The 16022-nt window shown below is 32.4% G+C and carries 18 protein-coding genes and 1 tRNA gene; 14 read left to right on the plus strand and 5 right to left on the minus strand.

Annotation, left to right across the window (positions count from 1 at the left end; genetic code table 11):
- The first annotated feature begins 2 nt into the window (after nucleotides 1-2).
- Nucleotides 3-161 carry a YtxH domain-containing protein gene (locus tag F5ESL0228_RS00065; protein ID WP_122017523.1) on the plus strand — a complete coding sequence of 53 codons (159 nt, stop codon included), beginning with the start codon at nucleotides 3-5 and terminating at the stop codon, nucleotides 159-161.
- Nucleotides 162-230: 69 nt separating this feature from the next.
- Here F5ESL0228_RS00065 and F5ESL0228_RS00070 read toward each other — a convergent pair whose 3' ends face one another.
- Together F5ESL0228_RS00070 and F5ESL0228_RS00075 are read right to left on the minus strand one after the other, a co-directional pair.
- Nucleotides 231-1430 (minus strand): DUF2974 domain-containing protein, encoded by a 1200-nt coding sequence (locus tag F5ESL0228_RS00070; RefSeq protein WP_122022449.1) that lies wholly within the window; start codon nucleotides 1428-1430, stop codon nucleotides 231-233.
- A gap of 119 nt (nucleotides 1431-1549) precedes the next feature.
- On the minus strand, nucleotides 1550-2254 hold the full coding sequence (locus tag F5ESL0228_RS00075; RefSeq protein WP_122017525.1) for an MgtC/SapB family protein: 705 nt from the start codon (nucleotides 2252-2254) through the stop codon (nucleotides 1550-1552).
- A gap of 149 nt (nucleotides 2255-2403) precedes the next feature.
- Here F5ESL0228_RS00075 and F5ESL0228_RS00080 point away from each other — a divergent pair.
- The 7 genes from F5ESL0228_RS00080 to F5ESL0228_RS08260 all read left to right on the plus strand — a co-directional run bounded on the left by F5ESL0228_RS00080 (nucleotide 2404) and on the right by F5ESL0228_RS08260 (nucleotide 7233).
- A tRNA-Thr gene (locus F5ESL0228_RS00080) sits at nucleotides 2404-2476 on the plus strand.
- A gap of 438 nt (nucleotides 2477-2914) precedes the next feature.
- Complete coding sequence (locus F5ESL0228_RS00085; RefSeq protein ID WP_122017535.1) at nucleotides 2915-3166, plus strand: type II toxin-antitoxin system RelB/DinJ family antitoxin; 252 nt, start codon at nucleotides 2915-2917, stop codon at nucleotides 3164-3166.
- Nucleotides 3163-3492, plus strand: coding sequence for a hypothetical protein (locus tag F5ESL0228_RS00090; RefSeq protein ID WP_122017536.1), 330 nt, complete (start codon nucleotides 3163-3165; stop codon nucleotides 3490-3492). Before F5ESL0228_RS00085 ends, F5ESL0228_RS00090 begins: the two co-directional genes overlap by 4 nt.
- 376 nt (nucleotides 3493-3868) lie before the next feature.
- A complete protein-coding gene (locus tag F5ESL0228_RS00095; protein ID WP_122022450.1) occupies nucleotides 3869-4816 on the plus strand; it encodes an ATP-binding cassette domain-containing protein in 948 nt (315 codons plus the stop codon).
- Nucleotides 4803-5555, plus strand: a complete 753-nt coding sequence (locus F5ESL0228_RS00100; protein WP_122017538.1) for an ABC-2 family transporter protein — start codon at nucleotides 4803-4805, stop codon at nucleotides 5553-5555. Before F5ESL0228_RS00095 ends, F5ESL0228_RS00100 begins: the two co-directional genes overlap by 14 nt.
- Complete coding sequence (locus F5ESL0228_RS00105; protein WP_122017539.1) at nucleotides 5552-6319, plus strand: ABC-2 family transporter protein; 768 nt, start codon at nucleotides 5552-5554, stop codon at nucleotides 6317-6319. The genes F5ESL0228_RS00100 and F5ESL0228_RS00105 overlap by 4 nt, the downstream gene beginning before the upstream one ends.
- A gap of 707 nt (nucleotides 6320-7026) precedes the next feature.
- Nucleotides 7027-7233, plus strand: a complete 207-nt coding sequence (locus tag F5ESL0228_RS08260; protein ID WP_158592454.1) for a hypothetical protein — start codon at nucleotides 7027-7029, stop codon at nucleotides 7231-7233.
- A gap of 194 nt (nucleotides 7234-7427) precedes the next feature.
- On the opposite strand, the gene F5ESL0228_RS00115 is transcribed toward F5ESL0228_RS08260, so the two are convergent.
- Both F5ESL0228_RS00115 and lepB read right to left on the minus strand, forming a co-directional pair.
- A complete protein-coding gene (locus F5ESL0228_RS00115; protein WP_122022452.1) occupies nucleotides 7428-7712 on the minus strand; it encodes a hypothetical protein in 285 nt (94 codons plus the stop codon).
- A gap of 91 nt (nucleotides 7713-7803) precedes the next feature.
- Nucleotides 7804-8370: a signal peptidase I gene (lepB, locus tag F5ESL0228_RS00120; RefSeq protein WP_122022453.1), complete on the minus strand. Its 567-nt coding sequence runs from the start codon at nucleotides 8368-8370 to the stop codon at nucleotides 7804-7806.
- Between the two features lie 151 nt (nucleotides 8371-8521).
- Here lepB and F5ESL0228_RS00125 point away from each other — a divergent pair, with 151 nt between their 5' ends.
- The 6 genes from F5ESL0228_RS00125 to F5ESL0228_RS00150 all read left to right on the plus strand — a co-directional run bounded on the left by F5ESL0228_RS00125 (nucleotide 8522) and on the right by F5ESL0228_RS00150 (nucleotide 13476).
- Nucleotides 8522-8737 carry a helix-turn-helix transcriptional regulator gene (locus tag F5ESL0228_RS00125; RefSeq protein ID WP_233553482.1) on the plus strand — a complete coding sequence of 72 codons (216 nt, stop codon included), beginning with the start codon at nucleotides 8522-8524 and terminating at the stop codon, nucleotides 8735-8737.
- Entirely contained in the window at nucleotides 8724-9182 is a 459-nt protein-coding gene (locus tag F5ESL0228_RS00130) for a hypothetical protein (RefSeq protein ID WP_122022454.1), read from the plus strand. The genes F5ESL0228_RS00125 and F5ESL0228_RS00130 overlap by 14 nt, the downstream gene beginning before the upstream one ends.
- 161 nt (nucleotides 9183-9343) lie before the next feature.
- Nucleotides 9344-10318, plus strand: coding sequence for an amidohydrolase family protein (locus tag F5ESL0228_RS00135; RefSeq protein WP_122022455.1), 975 nt, complete (start codon nucleotides 9344-9346; stop codon nucleotides 10316-10318).
- Nucleotides 10319-10321: 3 nt separating this feature from the next.
- Nucleotides 10322-11278: an NAD(P)-dependent oxidoreductase gene (locus F5ESL0228_RS00140; RefSeq protein WP_122022456.1), complete on the plus strand. Its 957-nt coding sequence runs from the start codon at nucleotides 10322-10324 to the stop codon at nucleotides 11276-11278.
- A 151-nt stretch (nucleotides 11279-11429) separates the two neighbouring features.
- On the plus strand, nucleotides 11430-12743 hold the full coding sequence (locus tag F5ESL0228_RS00145; protein WP_122022457.1) for a PTS sugar transporter subunit IIC: 1314 nt from the start codon (nucleotides 11430-11432) through the stop codon (nucleotides 12741-12743).
- A gap of 28 nt (nucleotides 12744-12771) precedes the next feature.
- Complete coding sequence (locus tag F5ESL0228_RS00150; protein ID WP_122022458.1) at nucleotides 12772-13476, plus strand: MurR/RpiR family transcriptional regulator; 705 nt, start codon at nucleotides 12772-12774, stop codon at nucleotides 13474-13476.
- 654 nt (nucleotides 13477-14130) lie between these two features.
- Here the strand turns inward: F5ESL0228_RS00150 and F5ESL0228_RS00155 are convergent.
- Nucleotides 14131-15945, minus strand: a complete 1815-nt coding sequence (locus F5ESL0228_RS00155; RefSeq protein WP_122022459.1) for an FAD-binding protein — start codon at nucleotides 15943-15945, stop codon at nucleotides 14131-14133.
- Between the last annotated feature and the right edge of the window lie 77 nt (nucleotides 15946-16022).

The raw sequence follows: 16022 nt of genomic DNA on the forward strand, positions 1-16022 counted from the left end.
TTATGGCTGATAAAGGATTTAAAGATAAGTTAGCTGGTAAAGCTAACGAAGTTAAAGGCAAAATGCAACAAGCTGCAGGCGATGTTAAAGACAAAGCTCAAGACGCAGCTGAGAATGTTAAAGATAAAGTCGAAGATGTTAAAGACAATATGAAGAAATAATCTTCAATTAAATAAGGCTGGGAAACAATTAAGTTTCCCAGCCTTATTATTATGTTCCACATGAAACAACTAATGAAGTTTATCTTGAACATTAGGAGGTAATTCTAAATTAGGACGCTCAGAATCATAGAATTCATAGAAAACGGGTGCTTTATTAGAATCGTTACTCTTGGGGTATAGCTCATAATTATTGGTCATTAGAGGCATAGTTACGTTGTTTTTGTATGAGTTCCAGATATTGCTGAAAATTTGGGCAATTAGTTTGCGCTCTTCTGGATCAAGAGTCATGAGCACCTTGCTCAGGCGGTAAGTACCAACTAGCTTATTATTGGTTAACTGATGCAATTCATGGATATCAGAGTTTTCAAATGCTTCAAATAAATCAGAAAAAGTTTCATCTCTCTTTTCTTGAGGAATAGAATTGTTAAAGTTAATTAATGCATGACGAAATACGCGACTGCCAGCAGATAAACCATCAGCTAAGGTAAAACTATCACGCCCTACTGACCAGCGACGTGGATCGTGCTGATTACGCATGGCAGCTGTGCTTTTGACAACGATAGTTTGTTCGGGATGGTCAAGCATTGCTCCAAAAATTGAGCCTTGAGGGATATATGTTCTCATTTTTGCCATCGTTTTAATAAAACCGGGACTAGTATAAACTTTGTGAAAATATCCTGGTCCATCAAAATTAATTGCCTTAATAACACGTTCTTGAATTTCTGGTTTGACTGCGCTCAAAGCGTATTGCGCAAAATTTCCTCCTTTTGAATGCCCGACTAAGTAAATCCGTTGGTTAGGAAATTTCTTAGCAATTGTTTCCAAATATTCGGCTGCAACATTTTGTCCGTAAATTTCGGGCAAAAAATTCATCCGCATGTCTTCTCTCCAGCCAATCATCGTACCGTCAGTTCCACGAAAAGCAATTACAATTGTCCTTTTATCGATAGCAAAAGTCGCAGCACTAAATTGTAATGGGTGAGGTTCTTTTTCTAAGCGATTAGTCCAATCAAGAATTTTTATTTTACCAATTCTTGGGCTCTCCGGTAATAACATAACTTCAGAAGCAGTTTCTGAATGCATCTGGTTTTGGAAGGTAGGTAAATCTTGTAATTTACCTGCCAATTCGCTAAGTGTATGCTCAATAACAGAATTATCTGCAGGTAAATATACTAAGGATGATAATAAAGAAGCGTCAACGCTATTAAATGGTCTTTCGGAAAATGTAATATCGCCACGCCAACGTAAATAATCTAGTGAACCAGCCATAATATTATTACTCCTTCCATTAATAAACTATTTCTATTGTATAATCCTTATGACAATAATGATTAAATTAAGACTAAAAAAGCAATAGACTTAACTATTGCTTAAAGATTAGTACTTAACTATTTATCGATAGTGGCATAACTAATGCGCTTAATGTCTGGATACTTGCGCAAGGCCATAATGATATTATTTTCGTCGATATTGTTATTAATAATTCCATCTACAAAAAAGATAATTCGTTCATCACTAACATACATGATTTTAACCGAAACATTCTCTACATAATTAGCAGTTAATTCTTTCTCAATTGTCTGCAAAATATTAGGTTGATTTATTGCTTCAATTTGAATATTAAAGCGAATGTGGCGAATAATTTGATCAATTAGGTTGTCATCATGAAACAGCATTTGAATTATAAACAAGAATATGGTTGTAGCTATTCCTAACAAGTAAAGGCCAGACCCTATCGCCGTTCCGATGGCTGCAGTGGCCCAAATCCCAGCAGCAGTAGTTAAACCAGAAATTTGCTGTTTTTTAACCAAAATAGCACCGGCGCCGATAAAAGAAATGCCAGTAACAATTTGAGCAGCAATTCGTGATGGGTCCAAGGCAATATTCGGAGTTTTCAATAAATCGGCAAAGCCATATTTGGAAATAATCATAAAGAGTGCAGATGAAAAAGCAACAACAATATGGGTGCGGACACCAGCACTTTTTCTTTGAATAGCACGTTCATATCCAATTAATGCGCCGCATAACGATGCTACGATAATTCGCAGTAGCCATGAAAATTCCATGGCAAATTGTGATGAAACAAAAGACATTCTATCCCTCCAATTTTTAGATCATAATGGTATTATAACGCTAAAAGACAATAATAATTAGTACATGAAAAAATTGGAGAAATAATTGAAAAGCACTTGCTTAATCTTTAGGAATATGGTTAAATAAATATCGTTGTTGAGTTAACAACGCTGACTTAGCTCAGTTGGCAGAGCACGTCACTAGTAATGATGAGGTCGGAGGTTCGAATCCTCTAGTCAGCATAATTTAAATTTATGTAAGTTAGTTATCCTTTGTGTATCAAGGTTTTAAGTAGATACGCAAAGGATAATTTTTGTTTGAAAGGATAATTAAGAACACAAACAGAACATAAAAATTACTATGTTCCGTGGCTGATTTTTTGATAGACACAAAGATTGATATATTAGTATTTGTAGCAGCTTTTTTTGTGTGCAAAATGACATTTTTATAAAGTAAGAGGATGCTCACAATTTTGATGAGAAGCACTTTTATTTTATTGTAACTTTATGGTTATAGATTTTACTGCGAGCGTCACCATTGGCTGGTTGCGGTAAATTATTATCTTCTTTAGCACTCGCAGTCCGAATAGCTTTTTACTCTTATAGAAAACTTAGAATGGTGTAAGTTTTTGTTATCACTTTGTACGACAATGATAGTACAATTAAACTGAGATAATTATAATGGCACAAACAGCAAGAATGGATCCTAATATTAAAGCCAAGGCTAGTAAAGAATTAGAAAAACATCGTTTGAGTATTTCTGATTTTGTTAGAATGAGTTTGACTGAAGTTGCAACTGAGGGTCTTTCGAAGCAATATGTTGTTCCTACTCTTAGTGCAACTGTTCAAGCATCGCTAGCAGAGATAAAAGTAGATATGAATGGCACTAAGAAATTGGCTTTTCTAGTCAATTTAAGAAACAATTTGCTATGAGTCAGGTTGATCCTAATTGGAACGATGTTTTTAAAGAACAATTACTAGAAGAAATTGATTCTGAAAGACACACAGCCTGGAAATATATTGTGAATCAGTTAATAGAAGGCAAACGTATTCCAAGTTATTTTAAGCCTCACCCGCTTCATGCTAAACTGAAATTAATTAAGCAAATTAAAAAAGGCTTAGGTAATCCACAAGGTATGATCATTAAAATAATTGATATTCATCTTAATGGTCAAACAGGCGATCACTTATTAATTTATTCGCAGTCCAAAACGATAGTGTATTTAGTTGCTATTGGAACTCATAGTGAATTGTTTTAATTAATTAGCTGGAACCAAAAATGGAACCAGCTAAGCGATTTAGAGTCGTGTAAACATTGATATATAAAGGTTTGAAGTCGGCAACCTTCTGGTTTCTAGTCCATTAGTTTTATGCTTTAATAAATTGAAATAAGTAAAAAGTTTGGAAAATAAAGAAATTATTTGAAATAACCACACAGAAACACATGAGGTATTTTTAGTAGTTGAAATTAGAATTTTAGAGAGTAGTAAAATGGCTTAATAGCAGGCTTATGCCTGCTATTTTTGTGTTCATGTAGAAATAAACAGTAATTCCTGAAGCACAGGCTATATAAAATGTTTACATTAAGAATAACATGAGTATAATATTAATTATTAATGGGAGGAATGAGAGAAAATGATCAGACTAGATAATGTCTCATTCGATTATGTAACATTTGAAAAAAATCCTGGGTTAATGGGTTCAGTGCATGATTTTTTAAAACGCAAGAATAAAAAAAAGCGGGCAATTGATATATTAAATTTAAACATTCCTGATGGTGAATTAATAGGATTGATTGGACCTAACGGGGCAGGAAAAACTACTTTTGCAAAATTATTAACGGGGATAATAGAACCAACTGAAGGCGGTATTAGGATTGATAATATGAATCCAGCTTTGCATCGGAGATCATTTTATCGAAATATTGGTGTAATGTTTGGCCAAAAGACCCAGCTTTCTTGGAACTTGCCACCTATGGATACGTTTAATATGCTCAGTGCGATTTATCAATTAAATGATGAAGATTATGAAAAAAGATTAAATTATTTAATAGAGGTGTTGAATTTAAAAGACATCATCAAAACCCCTGTTCGGAAATTATCTTTAGGGCAGAGAGTAAAATGTGAGTTATTATGTACACTTATTCATTCACCCAAATACTTATTTCTAGATGAACCTACTCTAGGCTTGGATATAGGGACTCAAAAAAATATATATGATTTTTTACTTGAAGAAAATAGAGTAAATCAAACTACGATTATATTTACGTCACATAATTTACGTGATATTGAAGCGATTTCTAAGCGATTACTTATTTTAGCCCAGGGGCACATTGTTTTTGATGGATCTTTAAATTCGTTACCAGTGGATATAAACGATCATCAAAAATTTAAAGTTAAATTCTTGGATCCAAATAACAATATGGTTTCTAAAGAAAAAGTACTATCAATTTCAGAATTACAGAATGAAATTGATAGTGTAGGAGAGCAAAATATAATATCTGTTAATCGACAAGGAATGACAATCGAAGATTTGGTTTTATCAATATATAAAGAATGGGATAAAGCTAATGAAAAAAATTAAAAAGTATATGCCTGTTTTATATTTAGGAATGAAAGATAATGTGATTTTTCGCTCTAATATAATTCTTACAATAATATTGCAAATAGCTAACTTGGCGGTATCTTTATGGGTATGGAATTTATTACTACCACATTCTGATTTTATAAATATGGCCAGGTATTTGATTCTTACCAATACAACCGCCTTAATATTTACAACTACTCCACTTTACTATTTGGCAAACTTAATTAGCTCTGGAAGATTATCAATGTATATAACTAAGCCTATATCACTTTTTTGGTATATTTTTTTGTATAGCTTTGGTAAGCAATTTTATATACTAATATTCTATTTGGGCTTACTAGTAATACTATCTAACAATTTTCTTATAGTTGTTTTTTTATTTTTCTATTTTATAGTTGCAAATTTTATGTTTTTTAACTTGATGTTGTTACTTGGAGAATTAAGTTTTTGGATTATTAATATGTGGCCTTTGCGTAACGGAATAAATGCAATTTACTTACTTCTGGGCGGATTGTACTTTCCCTTAAATATGCTAGATAAAAGAATTTATAGTTGGCTTCAATATAATCCCTTTTCTTTGGTTACTGATGTACCCGCAAGATTAATGATTAATGGAGTTGATACGAATTCAGTTAAGTATTTTGGGGTAGTTCTTTTATGGCTAGTTAATTTTAACTTCCTTAGAAAATATATTTTTAAAATAGGGATTAAAAAATATGAAGGTATAGGTGCATGATAAGAATTGTTAAAACAATCTGGAAGACAAGTATTGAGGAATTCTTAATTTATAGAACAACAAGTATTATAACTTTTATTTTAGCCTTGATATTTTTGATTATTGAATTAGTAACAGGGGATATCTATTTTGCTGATGATCGGAGTATTCCTGGGTGGACTGAAAATCAATATTTTATTCTAATAACTTTTGTTAACTGTTCTACATATATCTATAACATATTTTTTATATTAGGACATGAAGAACTAAATGATGATATCTTAGAAGGCAATTTAGATTATGTTCTAGTCAGGCCTATCTCTTCGTATTGGCTATCTGTAGGTAAAAGTATAGACATTCCAAGTATTTTCAATTTTATAATTACGTATATTTTGTTAATCGTTTTTCTAAATAAAGAAGCAATAACACAATTTCAATTTATAGTTATTAATATTTTAATAATTGCAACTGCTTTGATGATTTTTGTCCTGAATCAAATATGTTTAACTCTGCTGTTTTGGTTTAATGGATTGGTAGGATTAGGTGGAGTTATTGAAGACTTATTCAATTTTGCATCTAGACCTAAAAAGATATTTCCTAAAATAATACAAAATATTTTTGTATTCGTGATACCTATATTATTAGCAACGAATATCACTAATGAATTTTTGAAATATGGAATACAGTCATATTTTATTTATTATTTGATTTTACTAGTTATTTTTTATGTAATTTCTAAATTCTTATGGAAATTAGGAATAAAAAAGTATGTTTCGGCTAATTAATTTTGAAAGATAGTATAGTTATAAATGGGTACACAATTAGTGAAAAATACTTAGTAATTTAAAATTTGATTGTAAATATCAAAGCTGGTTCTTAAGTGATTTAAGATTAAATGTGGTAGTCTGCAAGTTGTATGGTTTATTGTCAGGTGATTTAAAGTCATTGGTATAGAGGAAAAGGTACAAATTTCGAATCGTTACTAAGATTAGAGTTTGAAGTATTAGAGCATTATTTTTATGAAAATTAAAAATATGAAGATAAAAAATTATATTATATGATTTGCTTCAACAAGATCTAGCGTTACTTAAGGCCCCAGCTTTATGTGAGTTATCAAAAGCGAATTCAATTATGGATTTGCAAGTAGATGAATTTAATAATTATGCGACGGGTAATGTTTTTTATCGCTAAAACCGCTATTCACATGAACGATGGTGAAGATGACTACCCAGTTTATTGGTGATGGCGACTTAACTGTCTGATTGCCGATATTGATCAATTCGAGCCTGCTACGGTAACCTACAACCTAAAATCATTGAATATAAATGATGTAATCGGTAAACAAAAGGTTTATGAGTTATTAATAGATGATAGGGATAGCTTTAAATATAAAAGTGTATCAAGTATATGTGGATATCGCATTATAGAATCTAGTATACAGTACATGCATAATAAATTCTATTTTGATAATGATATGGAGATTACTTTAAAGGTGGATTCATATCCTATTAATTTATGTTTTAATGATAAATATTTATTTGATTATGTTAAAAGAAGATTTTTTAAAGGAAAAGATAATGTTTGGCCTACAAAAATAGTGATAGGATCTTCATGGACTTTAAACAGGGATAATGATGATGTTTTAGAGACAACTATTACGAGTAAAAAGCAACTAAAATTTTTGTATCCAGAAAAGTAATGTAATTTTGATCTAAAAGTATTTAAAAGCAATAGTTCCTGAAAGACGAACGCTTGGCAAAGTAAATAGAGGATAATTAAAAAAATGCAGTTGGAACTTAAAAATTATTGCTGTCACATAGCCTTTAATATTATTATGTATCTTAAAAAAAGTAGTCGTGAGACTACTTTTTTGGTGTTCTAAATTTGCTTTGTTTATTTTTCAAGTAAATCAATTGTGCTCTTTTTAAAAATATTCCAGGTAGAACCACATACAAGGCCGATAATTAAACAATAAATGATGATTATTAAAGAGTTAGGGAGCTGACGCAAATAATTGATACTATGACAAAAGTCAAATATTTCTTGTCGAAATAGGTTAGCCACTAATGCCCAAAAAAATGACCAAAGCATCAAAATTCGATTAACAGCTTTTTGCTTAGGTGATCTGTTTTTATATTTTATTTGATTATTTGCTAAATGTGATTTAAATGCATTCAATTTAAGTCCCCCTGACTAATTTGCTAATTTTAAATTAAAGATATTAAAGCACAATTAAGCGCTATAAGCAACTGCTCATTTTTAATTTGGATTAATAGCTTTGAATTTTATTAAAGGGATAGTACCGAAAAACAACTTTTCCAATTAATGCACTACGTTTAACTGGTCCAAAAAAGCGGGAATCTCTGGAAATATCACGGTGGTCGCCCATTACAAAGTAATAGCCTTGAGGAACTTTATAAGTAAAATTAGTGGTAAAGGTTTCACCTGCATCATTATCAGCTTTTTTAAAATGGTTGTTTAAGTATGGTTCTGGTAATAATTTGCCATTGATATACATTTGATCATTTTTAGAAACAATGGTATCGCCAGGAAGTCCAATAATTCGTTTTACGTAAAAGGCTCCGGGAACGTCTTGGGGAGTTTTTGGGGCACGTAGCACCACGACATCATTGTGCTTAGGTGAAAAGTTGCGCCATGTAACTAAGCGGTCATTATCTTCAAAGTTAGGTTGCATAGATGCACCCGAAACGCGATCATTTGAAATTACAAATCGTAATAGAAGGAAAAAAATTCCCAGAGTAATTGTCGTCATAACGATGACATCAAAGATAAATTTTCCCCAACTTTCTTTTTTAGTGGTTTTATTTGTATTCATAAATTATTCTCCTTTTATTTTTTATTATATCTCAAATTAAAGTGTATTTTAAGATCCAACCAACTTAATAATTTGATTGATTTTTTGATATGTATTTAATAAAATATTAATTACAGATTAACATAATCATCTGAAAAAGGAGAGGATAATCATCAAAAACTTAGTTAAAAAAGAAAGAGAAAAGCGAAAATTAACCCAAGCTTCACTTGCTGAAAAAGTAGGGGTAAATGAACTGACAATAAATTCAATTGAGCAAGAACGCTATCAACCATCAATTATTTTAGCTTATAAGTTAGCACAGATTTTTGATACTAATATTGAAACCTTATTTTGTTTGCAGGAGTACTTTGAGAATGAAGAAAAATAATCAAAAAAGGAAATTAATGTACTATTTAGAAACATTTTTCTTTTTATTATGTTCAGTACTGAGCCTGTATGAATTAGGGCGAGATTTTTTATATAAAGTTGAGTGGATTAAACTGCTTAAAGATAGTGTATGGTTAGTCTTAGCTATCATTGTGACTATTGGTAGTTTTTTGCGTGCAAAAGATGTGGGTACCAGTGAAGATGATGATGAACGCGATAGGTATCTAACGATGAAAGTAGATCAGCAGGCATATAGAATTACTAAGGTATTATTATTTGTGATTGGCTTTGGTCTTTTTGCTTGGGGTATGATTTTAAGTAAGAGTGTAGGATATAATGAACAAGTAATGGTTATAGTTATTATATCTGCAGTGTTGGTAGGGTTATGGAATTTATTACTTTTAATTGAATTAATTTTGGGTCTATATAATTACCTACGAAAATAAGTATTATTTATGATGATTAGTAAAAGCTAATTTCTCATATACAATGAGAAATTAGCTTTTTGAGTTTTAATTTTAAATAATGATAGTAGTCAATTAATGCTGAATGCTCTAAACTGAAAAATAGATATAATGGTTAAAGTCATAGAAGAAGAGGCATAATTATGAAAAAAATTGATGGACACTTGCATTTAGTGCGTGCATTAGCTGGTTTTTCTGCTAAAGGAAGAATGACTTCTTTAGGTAACGGACAGGCGATTTGGGACGATGGAACATTTCTTAATTTAATTCCGAATGGCTGGGGTGATCATGATTTTACAGCGCAAGCAGCAATAAAAGTAATGAAAAATAATCAAGTTGAAAAAGCCGTCTTACTTCAAGGAAGTTTATACGGTTTTCAAAACTATTATTCTTACCAAGCCGTAAAGAAATATCCTGATAAATTTATAGCAGCCTTTTCCGTTGATCCATTTGCCGACAACGCAATGGAGATTGTTCATCGGCATGTTGAAGATCTAGGTTTTAGAGCAATTAAGCTTGAAATTAGTCAGGGAGGTGGTCTACATGGCTACCATCAGCCATTTCGATTAGATACTTCAGCAGAATTAGGAAAAATATTTCATTATTTTGCTGATTATCCCGGATTTGTGATTACAGTCGATTATGGCGACTATAATCAATTTAGCTATCAGCCCGAAGCAATTGCTAATTTGGCACAACGTTATCCTCAATTAGACTTTGTTGTGTGTCATTTGTCATTTCCAAATGCCGATCATTTAAATCGTTTAGCTAATGCTTTAGTGCAGTGGGCACCTTACGCTAATATCAGCACAGAAATTTCCGCAATTCAAGACATTGAAAAAGAAACTACATTTTCGTTTCCTCGATGTCAAAAAGATGTTGCACTGGCTAAAGATATTCTTGGAGCAAAGCGTATTTTCTGGGGTACTGATTCACCTTGGTCAGCCACATTTAATTCATATCATAACTTAGCAACTTGGCTGGAAGAAACGAATATCTTTACTGAGTCGGAATTAGAAGATGTTATGTACAATAATGCTAATCGAATTTATTTTAAGTCACCAAATGTGCAAGCAATGCGCAATAGTAGTGATCCCGTTTTTAAAAAAGAAGGTTAAAGAATGAATAAAGCAAAAGTGTTAGTTACGGGTATTATTCCAGAAGCTGGGTTATCTGAACTGAAACAGAATTTTGATGTCACTTATGAGCCTGAAAAAGAAACACGTAAATGGGTCTTAGCACATTTATCTGAATACGATGGCTTATTATTAATGGGAATGAAAGGTGATCGACAGCTAATTGATGCTGGTACCAAGCTCAAAATTATTACTACTAATGGAGTGGGGTTTGACCATATTGATCTTGAATATGCTAAACAAAAAAGAATTATAGTAGCAAACTGTCCACAAAGTGTGCGCGTACCAACAGCCGAAATGACCTTTGCCCTTTTGCTAGCGACAGTGCGCCGACTTCATTTTTATGATCATGCGATTCGCTTGGGACAATGGCTTGATGTTTCTAGATCGGAAAACATGGGCATGGGCTTACAGGGAAGAATTTTAGGAGTATATGGAATGGGAAGAATTGGCTCTGAGGTAGCCAAATTTGCCCAAGTTTTTGGTATGAAGGTTATTTACAATAATCGGCACCAATTAGATTCTGTAACAGAGGATAATTTAAATATTAAATATGTAGATTTTGAAACTTTGATTCAAATAGCAGATGTAGTTACCTTGCATGCACCAGCTATTCAAGCAACAACTGGTATTTTTAATGCACAGGTTTTTAATAAAATGAAAAATTCTGCTTATATTATTAATGCTGCACGAGGACAATTAATTAAGCAAGATGATTTGATTGCTGCTCTTAAAAATGGTGATATTGCTGGTGCTGGACTAGATGTCTATGAATCTGAACCCAAGGTGCCACAAGCTTTGCGAGAATTAGATAATGTGGTTTTGTCTCCTCATGCTGGTACAGGAACTCTACAAGCACGTACAGCAATTGCACAGGAAGCATCACAAAATTTAATTTCTTTTTTACGTGATAAAAAACCGTTAAATCAAGTTAATAAGTAATATAGTTTAAAAATAGATTAGGTATTAGTAATGCAATTATTTTATTGAAACTTGTTTCCAAAAAATGTTGACTTTATGAAACATAGTGATATCATAACTTAATGTAAGCGATATCTTTTAATATGATATAAACTATATAGGAGTAATTAAAATGGCAGAGAAAAAAGAAAATAGTTTTCTTACCAAAAAAATAATTCCGCTATTTAATAGAATTTCCAGTGCTAGGCATATGGTTGCCTTGCGTGATGGAATGACTGCAGCGGTGCCAATGATTATTATTGGTTCGATATTTATGATTATTGGACAATTTCCGGCCCAAGGGTATTTGGATTTTATGGCACATATTTTTGGTCCTAACTGGGCTAATGTAGTGCAATATGTGACGAATGCTTCATTCCATATTATGGGTTTGGTTGCTGTTGCGGGTATTTCTTATAATTTGGCTAAAAGTTATCAAGGAATTGATCCTTTTTCAGCAATGATTGTGGCAATAGCAGCTTTCATTCTGACTATTCCCATGCAGGTTGGTAAAGACGGGGGCTTATTGATTCCACTGAAACAATTTGATTCGTCTGGTTTGTTCACTGCTTTATTAATTGGTCTGTTTGTAACCGATTTATATGTTTGGTTAATGCATAAAAATCTAATCTTCAAAATGCCAGATACAGTTCCACCTGCAGTAAGTAGTTCCTTTGCAGCTTTATTCCCTGGAGCAATTTCACTATTTGTAGTTTGGTTAGTTCGAATTGGTGTTGAAGCTACACCAATGAAGAGCATTCCTAACGTGATTACATTCTTCTTACAAGATCCGATGAGTAAAGTAACAAATTCTTTGGGTGGAGCAATTATCATTGAATTGATTGTATGTGTGCTGTGGTTTTTTGGTATTCATGGTGCCAATGCAATTTCTGGTGTAATTGATCCAATGATGTATTCTGCATTAGCCGCTAATGCAGCGGCTTTTAAGGCTCATGAAGCTATTCCAAATATCATTACCAAAACTTTTTTTGACAACTTTGTCAGAATTGGTGGTTGTGGTGCGACATTGGGATTTGTTATTTTAATGGCTTTCTTTGCCAAGGATAAGGAATTAAAAGCAATAGGTAAGCTCTCAATTGGACCTGCAATTTTTAATATTAATGAACCAGTTGTTTTTGGTGTACCGATCGTTTTGAATTATCAGATTGTAATTCCGTTTATTTTGGCGCCGATGGCAAATATTATTACAACCTATACAGCTATGAAAATGGGGTGGGTAGCTAAAACTATTGGGATTTATCCGCCTTGGACAACTCCGCCAATTTTATCAGGAATTCTTTCAACAGGACATATTTCTGGTGGAATTATGCAATTATTTAATTTAGTAATGGACACAATTATTTACTACTTCTTTTTCAGAAGTATGGATCGGACTAAATTAAAGGCTGAACTGCAAGCAGAAAAAGCTAAAGGGTCAACTAATTAATTATAAGAACTAAATCAGGAAATAACTATTGCGGAAAAAATATAAATTAACGTCGACACAATTACGAATTTATAATTATATTGTGGCGAACAAGAAAGAAGTAATGGAATCAACTTTACGGCAATTGGCTCACACTTTGCAAGTCTCGCCTGCATCAATTGTGCGCACTCTAACTGCACTGGGATATAAGCATTATTATGACTTACAAAGTGCAATTGCATCTGAAATGAAAAGAAATAAAGTAGTTGATGATATTACTTACCAGGCGCAATATTATTTTTCTCAAGATGTTTTACCAGATTATGATCAAAAAATAGATTGTTTTAAAAAAATTGCCAAGAAGACAGCTGAGTTTATTTTCTTTGGCATTGGTACATCGGGCGATTTATGTGATTATGGCGCGCGCCAATTTGTTAATAATGGACGCAGCGCTTTTGCGATTGATGATCCTTTTTATCCTGTCAATTTAAGCCGAGACTCCTATCGAAATAAAACGGTTATAGTTTTATCAGTAAGTGGTGAAGGTCAGCCAACGATCGACCAAGTAAAAAGTTTTAGTAAGTTAGGTGCTAGGATTGTCAGTATTACTAATGAAGAGGACAATACAATCGCTCATTTATCTGATTTAAATTTTGCTTATCATTTGGAGTACAAGATTATTGGACAAACGATTAATTTAACTACGCAGGTTCCTGTTGTATATTTACTTGAAAGATTATCACGAGCTTTATAAATTGTAAAAAAATGATATGTTCTCAAAAACAAATTTGCGGAGAACATATCATTTTTCTTATCTCGAGCGATTTTTGAATCTCAACATTTTTATTCAATTAATAATGCGATTGCTTCGTATGGTTTCAAATTTAAGTGATTTAGTATTTGAGTTAATTTTCGCTTAAGTAACTAAAAAACCAAGACTTTCGGTCTTGGTTTTTTAAGATTGTACCCTGCGTAGGGCAGTGTACAAAATTCAACAACCGTCTAAAACATATAATACAGTAACAAGAACAGCATTTTAACTAAAAATACTATCTATTTAATAAAACAATGTTTTTAATGGACAATTAAATTATAGCACACTAATTTTGCTTTATAAAAAATACAAAAGTTGTTTTACTTAATTGCTTTTGCTTGAATACTTAAAGATTATAATGATAATTGTATGTTTAGATTTATTAAGTTTAGGAGAAAGGTGTTGTAATATTTTTTTGATATAATCTATTATTTTCTTGATCATAAGTCTTTTTCCTTATTTTAAATTATTTATATATAATACAGTAATCTTCTTTTGATAAAAAATATACGCTAATTATTGTAGCTTTGCAAGCAATTTATGAAATAAAAAAACAGCTAGAAAATTTCTAGCTGCTTTTTACTTAATTATTAACTAATTGATCTTTGAAAGAGCATTATTTACTGCACTCTTAACTGCACTGGATGTTAGTGAGGCACCGGAAACAGTATCAACATTGGTAGAATTAGCATTAATGATTTTGTTTAGTAGAGGTGTGATTATTTTTTGACCAATTTCCTTAGTCTCACTTTGTTTAACAACGTCAATTTTTTCTATTTTGTTTTTGGTTTGGTTCATAGTAACTTTGACAACTAATTCATTACCCATTCCCTGATCACTTTTACCAAGATATTGGTTTGGTTCAAGTTGAAAATCAATTGTCGTTTCATCGCTCGCTAGAATATCTTCTTGAAGAAGCGATATTTTTTCGGCAGTATCTGCTTGGAGTTTTGCTACATTTTCGCCAGCAATTTTACCAAAGATCAACAATTCGGCAACGTCTTGTCCAGCTTGATATTGATTAGTAGTGATACTACCAGCCTCACCTGCGCCGAATAGTCCTTTGATTACAGAACCATCTGGTCGCAAGATAGCAGCATGTTCATTTCTACGAGGCCCACCTTGCGTATTTAAAGTCGCTGGTTGTAATTTGATAGCATAAATATGTTGGTCAGTGCTTAATTGGATTATTGTACGGTTGTCGCGGTTAAATTGATAATCTTTACCCAACTTGGCAAAAGTATTGTAATCATTGACAGTTTTTTGAAATGTATCAGAATCAAAATTTAATTTTTGAGCTAATTCAGAAACAGAACTTGCTACAATAGCTGTTTTAATAGCTTTTTGTAAAGCATCATCCTGAATATTAGTTAATTTATCCTTTTGTTTATCATCAAAAATAATCCAAGATTGTTCAGTCAAATATGGATGACGACCAAAACCATGCATGAAAAGATAACCAGCTTTAGAATGCTGGTCTTCAGGAAAGTAGCGTGTACCATCATTACCAACGACAAAAATGCTCCCTGTATAAAGCTGAGGCCATGTGAAAGATAAGATTCCACGTTCGCCTTCGGGAACAGCATAGGTTAGACCGTGGTAAATTCCACCTCCATTATAAATTCCGGTATGCCATTGGTCTGCACCAACTTCAATACTTAATTTAATTGCATCCCCTTTATTATATAACGTACCCATTGGGATCATTTTAGGTACATTTAAATAATCTTGAATTTTCTGCGGATTATTTTCAAATCCACCTGCAGTAAGAATAACTCCTTTTTTAGCATGAACATAAATATCCTGATTATTACGTTTAATAACTGCACCTACAACTTTACCTAAAGCATTTTGTAATAAGTGAATTGCGGGGGATTCATACCAAATTGTAATCTGATCAAGTCGCTTCATTACTTCGTTTCTTAAAGCTTTCCATAACGCACCATCTTCAATTTGCTTGCCATCATGTACAGTATATAAGTTATATTCTGAGGCTCCGGGATAGTCTGGATAGTCTGGGAAGTCTTCTTTAACTGATTGAACGGCTGGACGATCAGGATGATCTAAAAAACTAAACGGTTCAATGTGTAAGTGTTTTTTTAAGTAAATTGGCATGTTAGCAACGCCTTTAACAAAGGTATCAATTATCTTGTCATCAAGATCAAGGGGAGCTGTCAGTTGCGAATAATATTTTTTATAAGCTTCTTGATTTTTGGTTCCAGCAATCAGTTGTCCGCAATAACGTGTATTACCACCTTCGTGCCCTGCTGGTGCTACATCAGTTAGTAATACTCGACAGTCATTATCGGCTGCAAAACGTGCAGCTGTAGCACCTGCACCACCAAAACCGATAACAATAACATCATATTCGGCTTGCCAAGCAAAACTTTTGATCTCAGTAATTAACATCTTTTTCTCCTATACTATATAAGAATAAAAACATTTCTGATATTTGATAAAAGAAATGCTTTTATTATTTAGTAATT

Origin of the sequence: Lactobacillus sp. ESL0228 (assembly GCF_003692825.1) — a bacterium.
Taxonomy (GTDB): Bacteria; Bacillota; Bacilli; order Lactobacillales; family Lactobacillaceae; genus Lactobacillus.

What these genes read in the sequence shown, in the direction of transcription:
- F5ESL0228_RS00085 (WP_122017535.1), top strand. Translation starts at nt 2,915, where the DNA reads ATGGCACAAACAGCAAGAATGGATCCTAATATTAAAGCCAAGGCTAGT.
- F5ESL0228_RS00065 (WP_122017523.1), top strand. Translation starts at nt 3, where the DNA reads ATGGCTGATAAAGGATTTAAAGATAAGTTAGCTGGTAAAGCTAACGAA.
- F5ESL0228_RS00090 (WP_122017536.1), top strand. Translation starts at nt 3,163, where the DNA reads ATGAGTCAGGTTGATCCTAATTGGAACGATGTTTTTAAAGAACAATTA.
- F5ESL0228_RS00105 (WP_122017539.1), top strand. Translation starts at nt 5,552, where the DNA reads ATGATAAGAATTGTTAAAACAATCTGGAAGACAAGTATTGAGGAATTC.
- F5ESL0228_RS00095 (WP_122022450.1), top strand. Translation starts at nt 3,869, where the DNA reads ATGATCAGACTAGATAATGTCTCATTCGATTATGTAACATTTGAAAAA.
- F5ESL0228_RS00155 (WP_122022459.1), bottom strand. Translation starts at nt 15,945, where the DNA reads ATGTTAATTACTGAGATCAAAAGTTTTGCTTGGCAAGCCGAATATGAT.
- F5ESL0228_RS00100 (WP_122017538.1), top strand. Translation starts at nt 4,803, where the DNA reads ATGAAAAAAATTAAAAAGTATATGCCTGTTTTATATTTAGGAATGAAA.
- F5ESL0228_RS00140 (WP_122022456.1), top strand. Translation starts at nt 10,322, where the DNA reads ATGAATAAAGCAAAAGTGTTAGTTACGGGTATTATTCCAGAAGCTGGG.
- F5ESL0228_RS00075 (WP_122017525.1), bottom strand. Translation starts at nt 2,254, where the DNA reads ATGTCTTTTGTTTCATCACAATTTGCCATGGAATTTTCATGGCTACTG.
- F5ESL0228_RS00145 (WP_122022457.1), top strand. Translation starts at nt 11,430, where the DNA reads ATGGCAGAGAAAAAAGAAAATAGTTTTCTTACCAAAAAAATAATTCCG.
- F5ESL0228_RS00130 (WP_122022454.1), top strand. Translation starts at nt 8,724, where the DNA reads ATGAAGAAAAATAATCAAAAAAGGAAATTAATGTACTATTTAGAAACA.
- lepB (WP_122022453.1), bottom strand. Translation starts at nt 8,370, where the DNA reads ATGAATACAAATAAAACCACTAAAAAAGAAAGTTGGGGAAAATTTATC.
- F5ESL0228_RS00135 (WP_122022455.1), top strand. Translation starts at nt 9,344, where the DNA reads ATGAAAAAAATTGATGGACACTTGCATTTAGTGCGTGCATTAGCTGGT.
- F5ESL0228_RS00070 (WP_122022449.1), bottom strand. Translation starts at nt 1,430, where the DNA reads ATGGCTGGTTCACTAGATTATTTACGTTGGCGTGGCGATATTACATTT.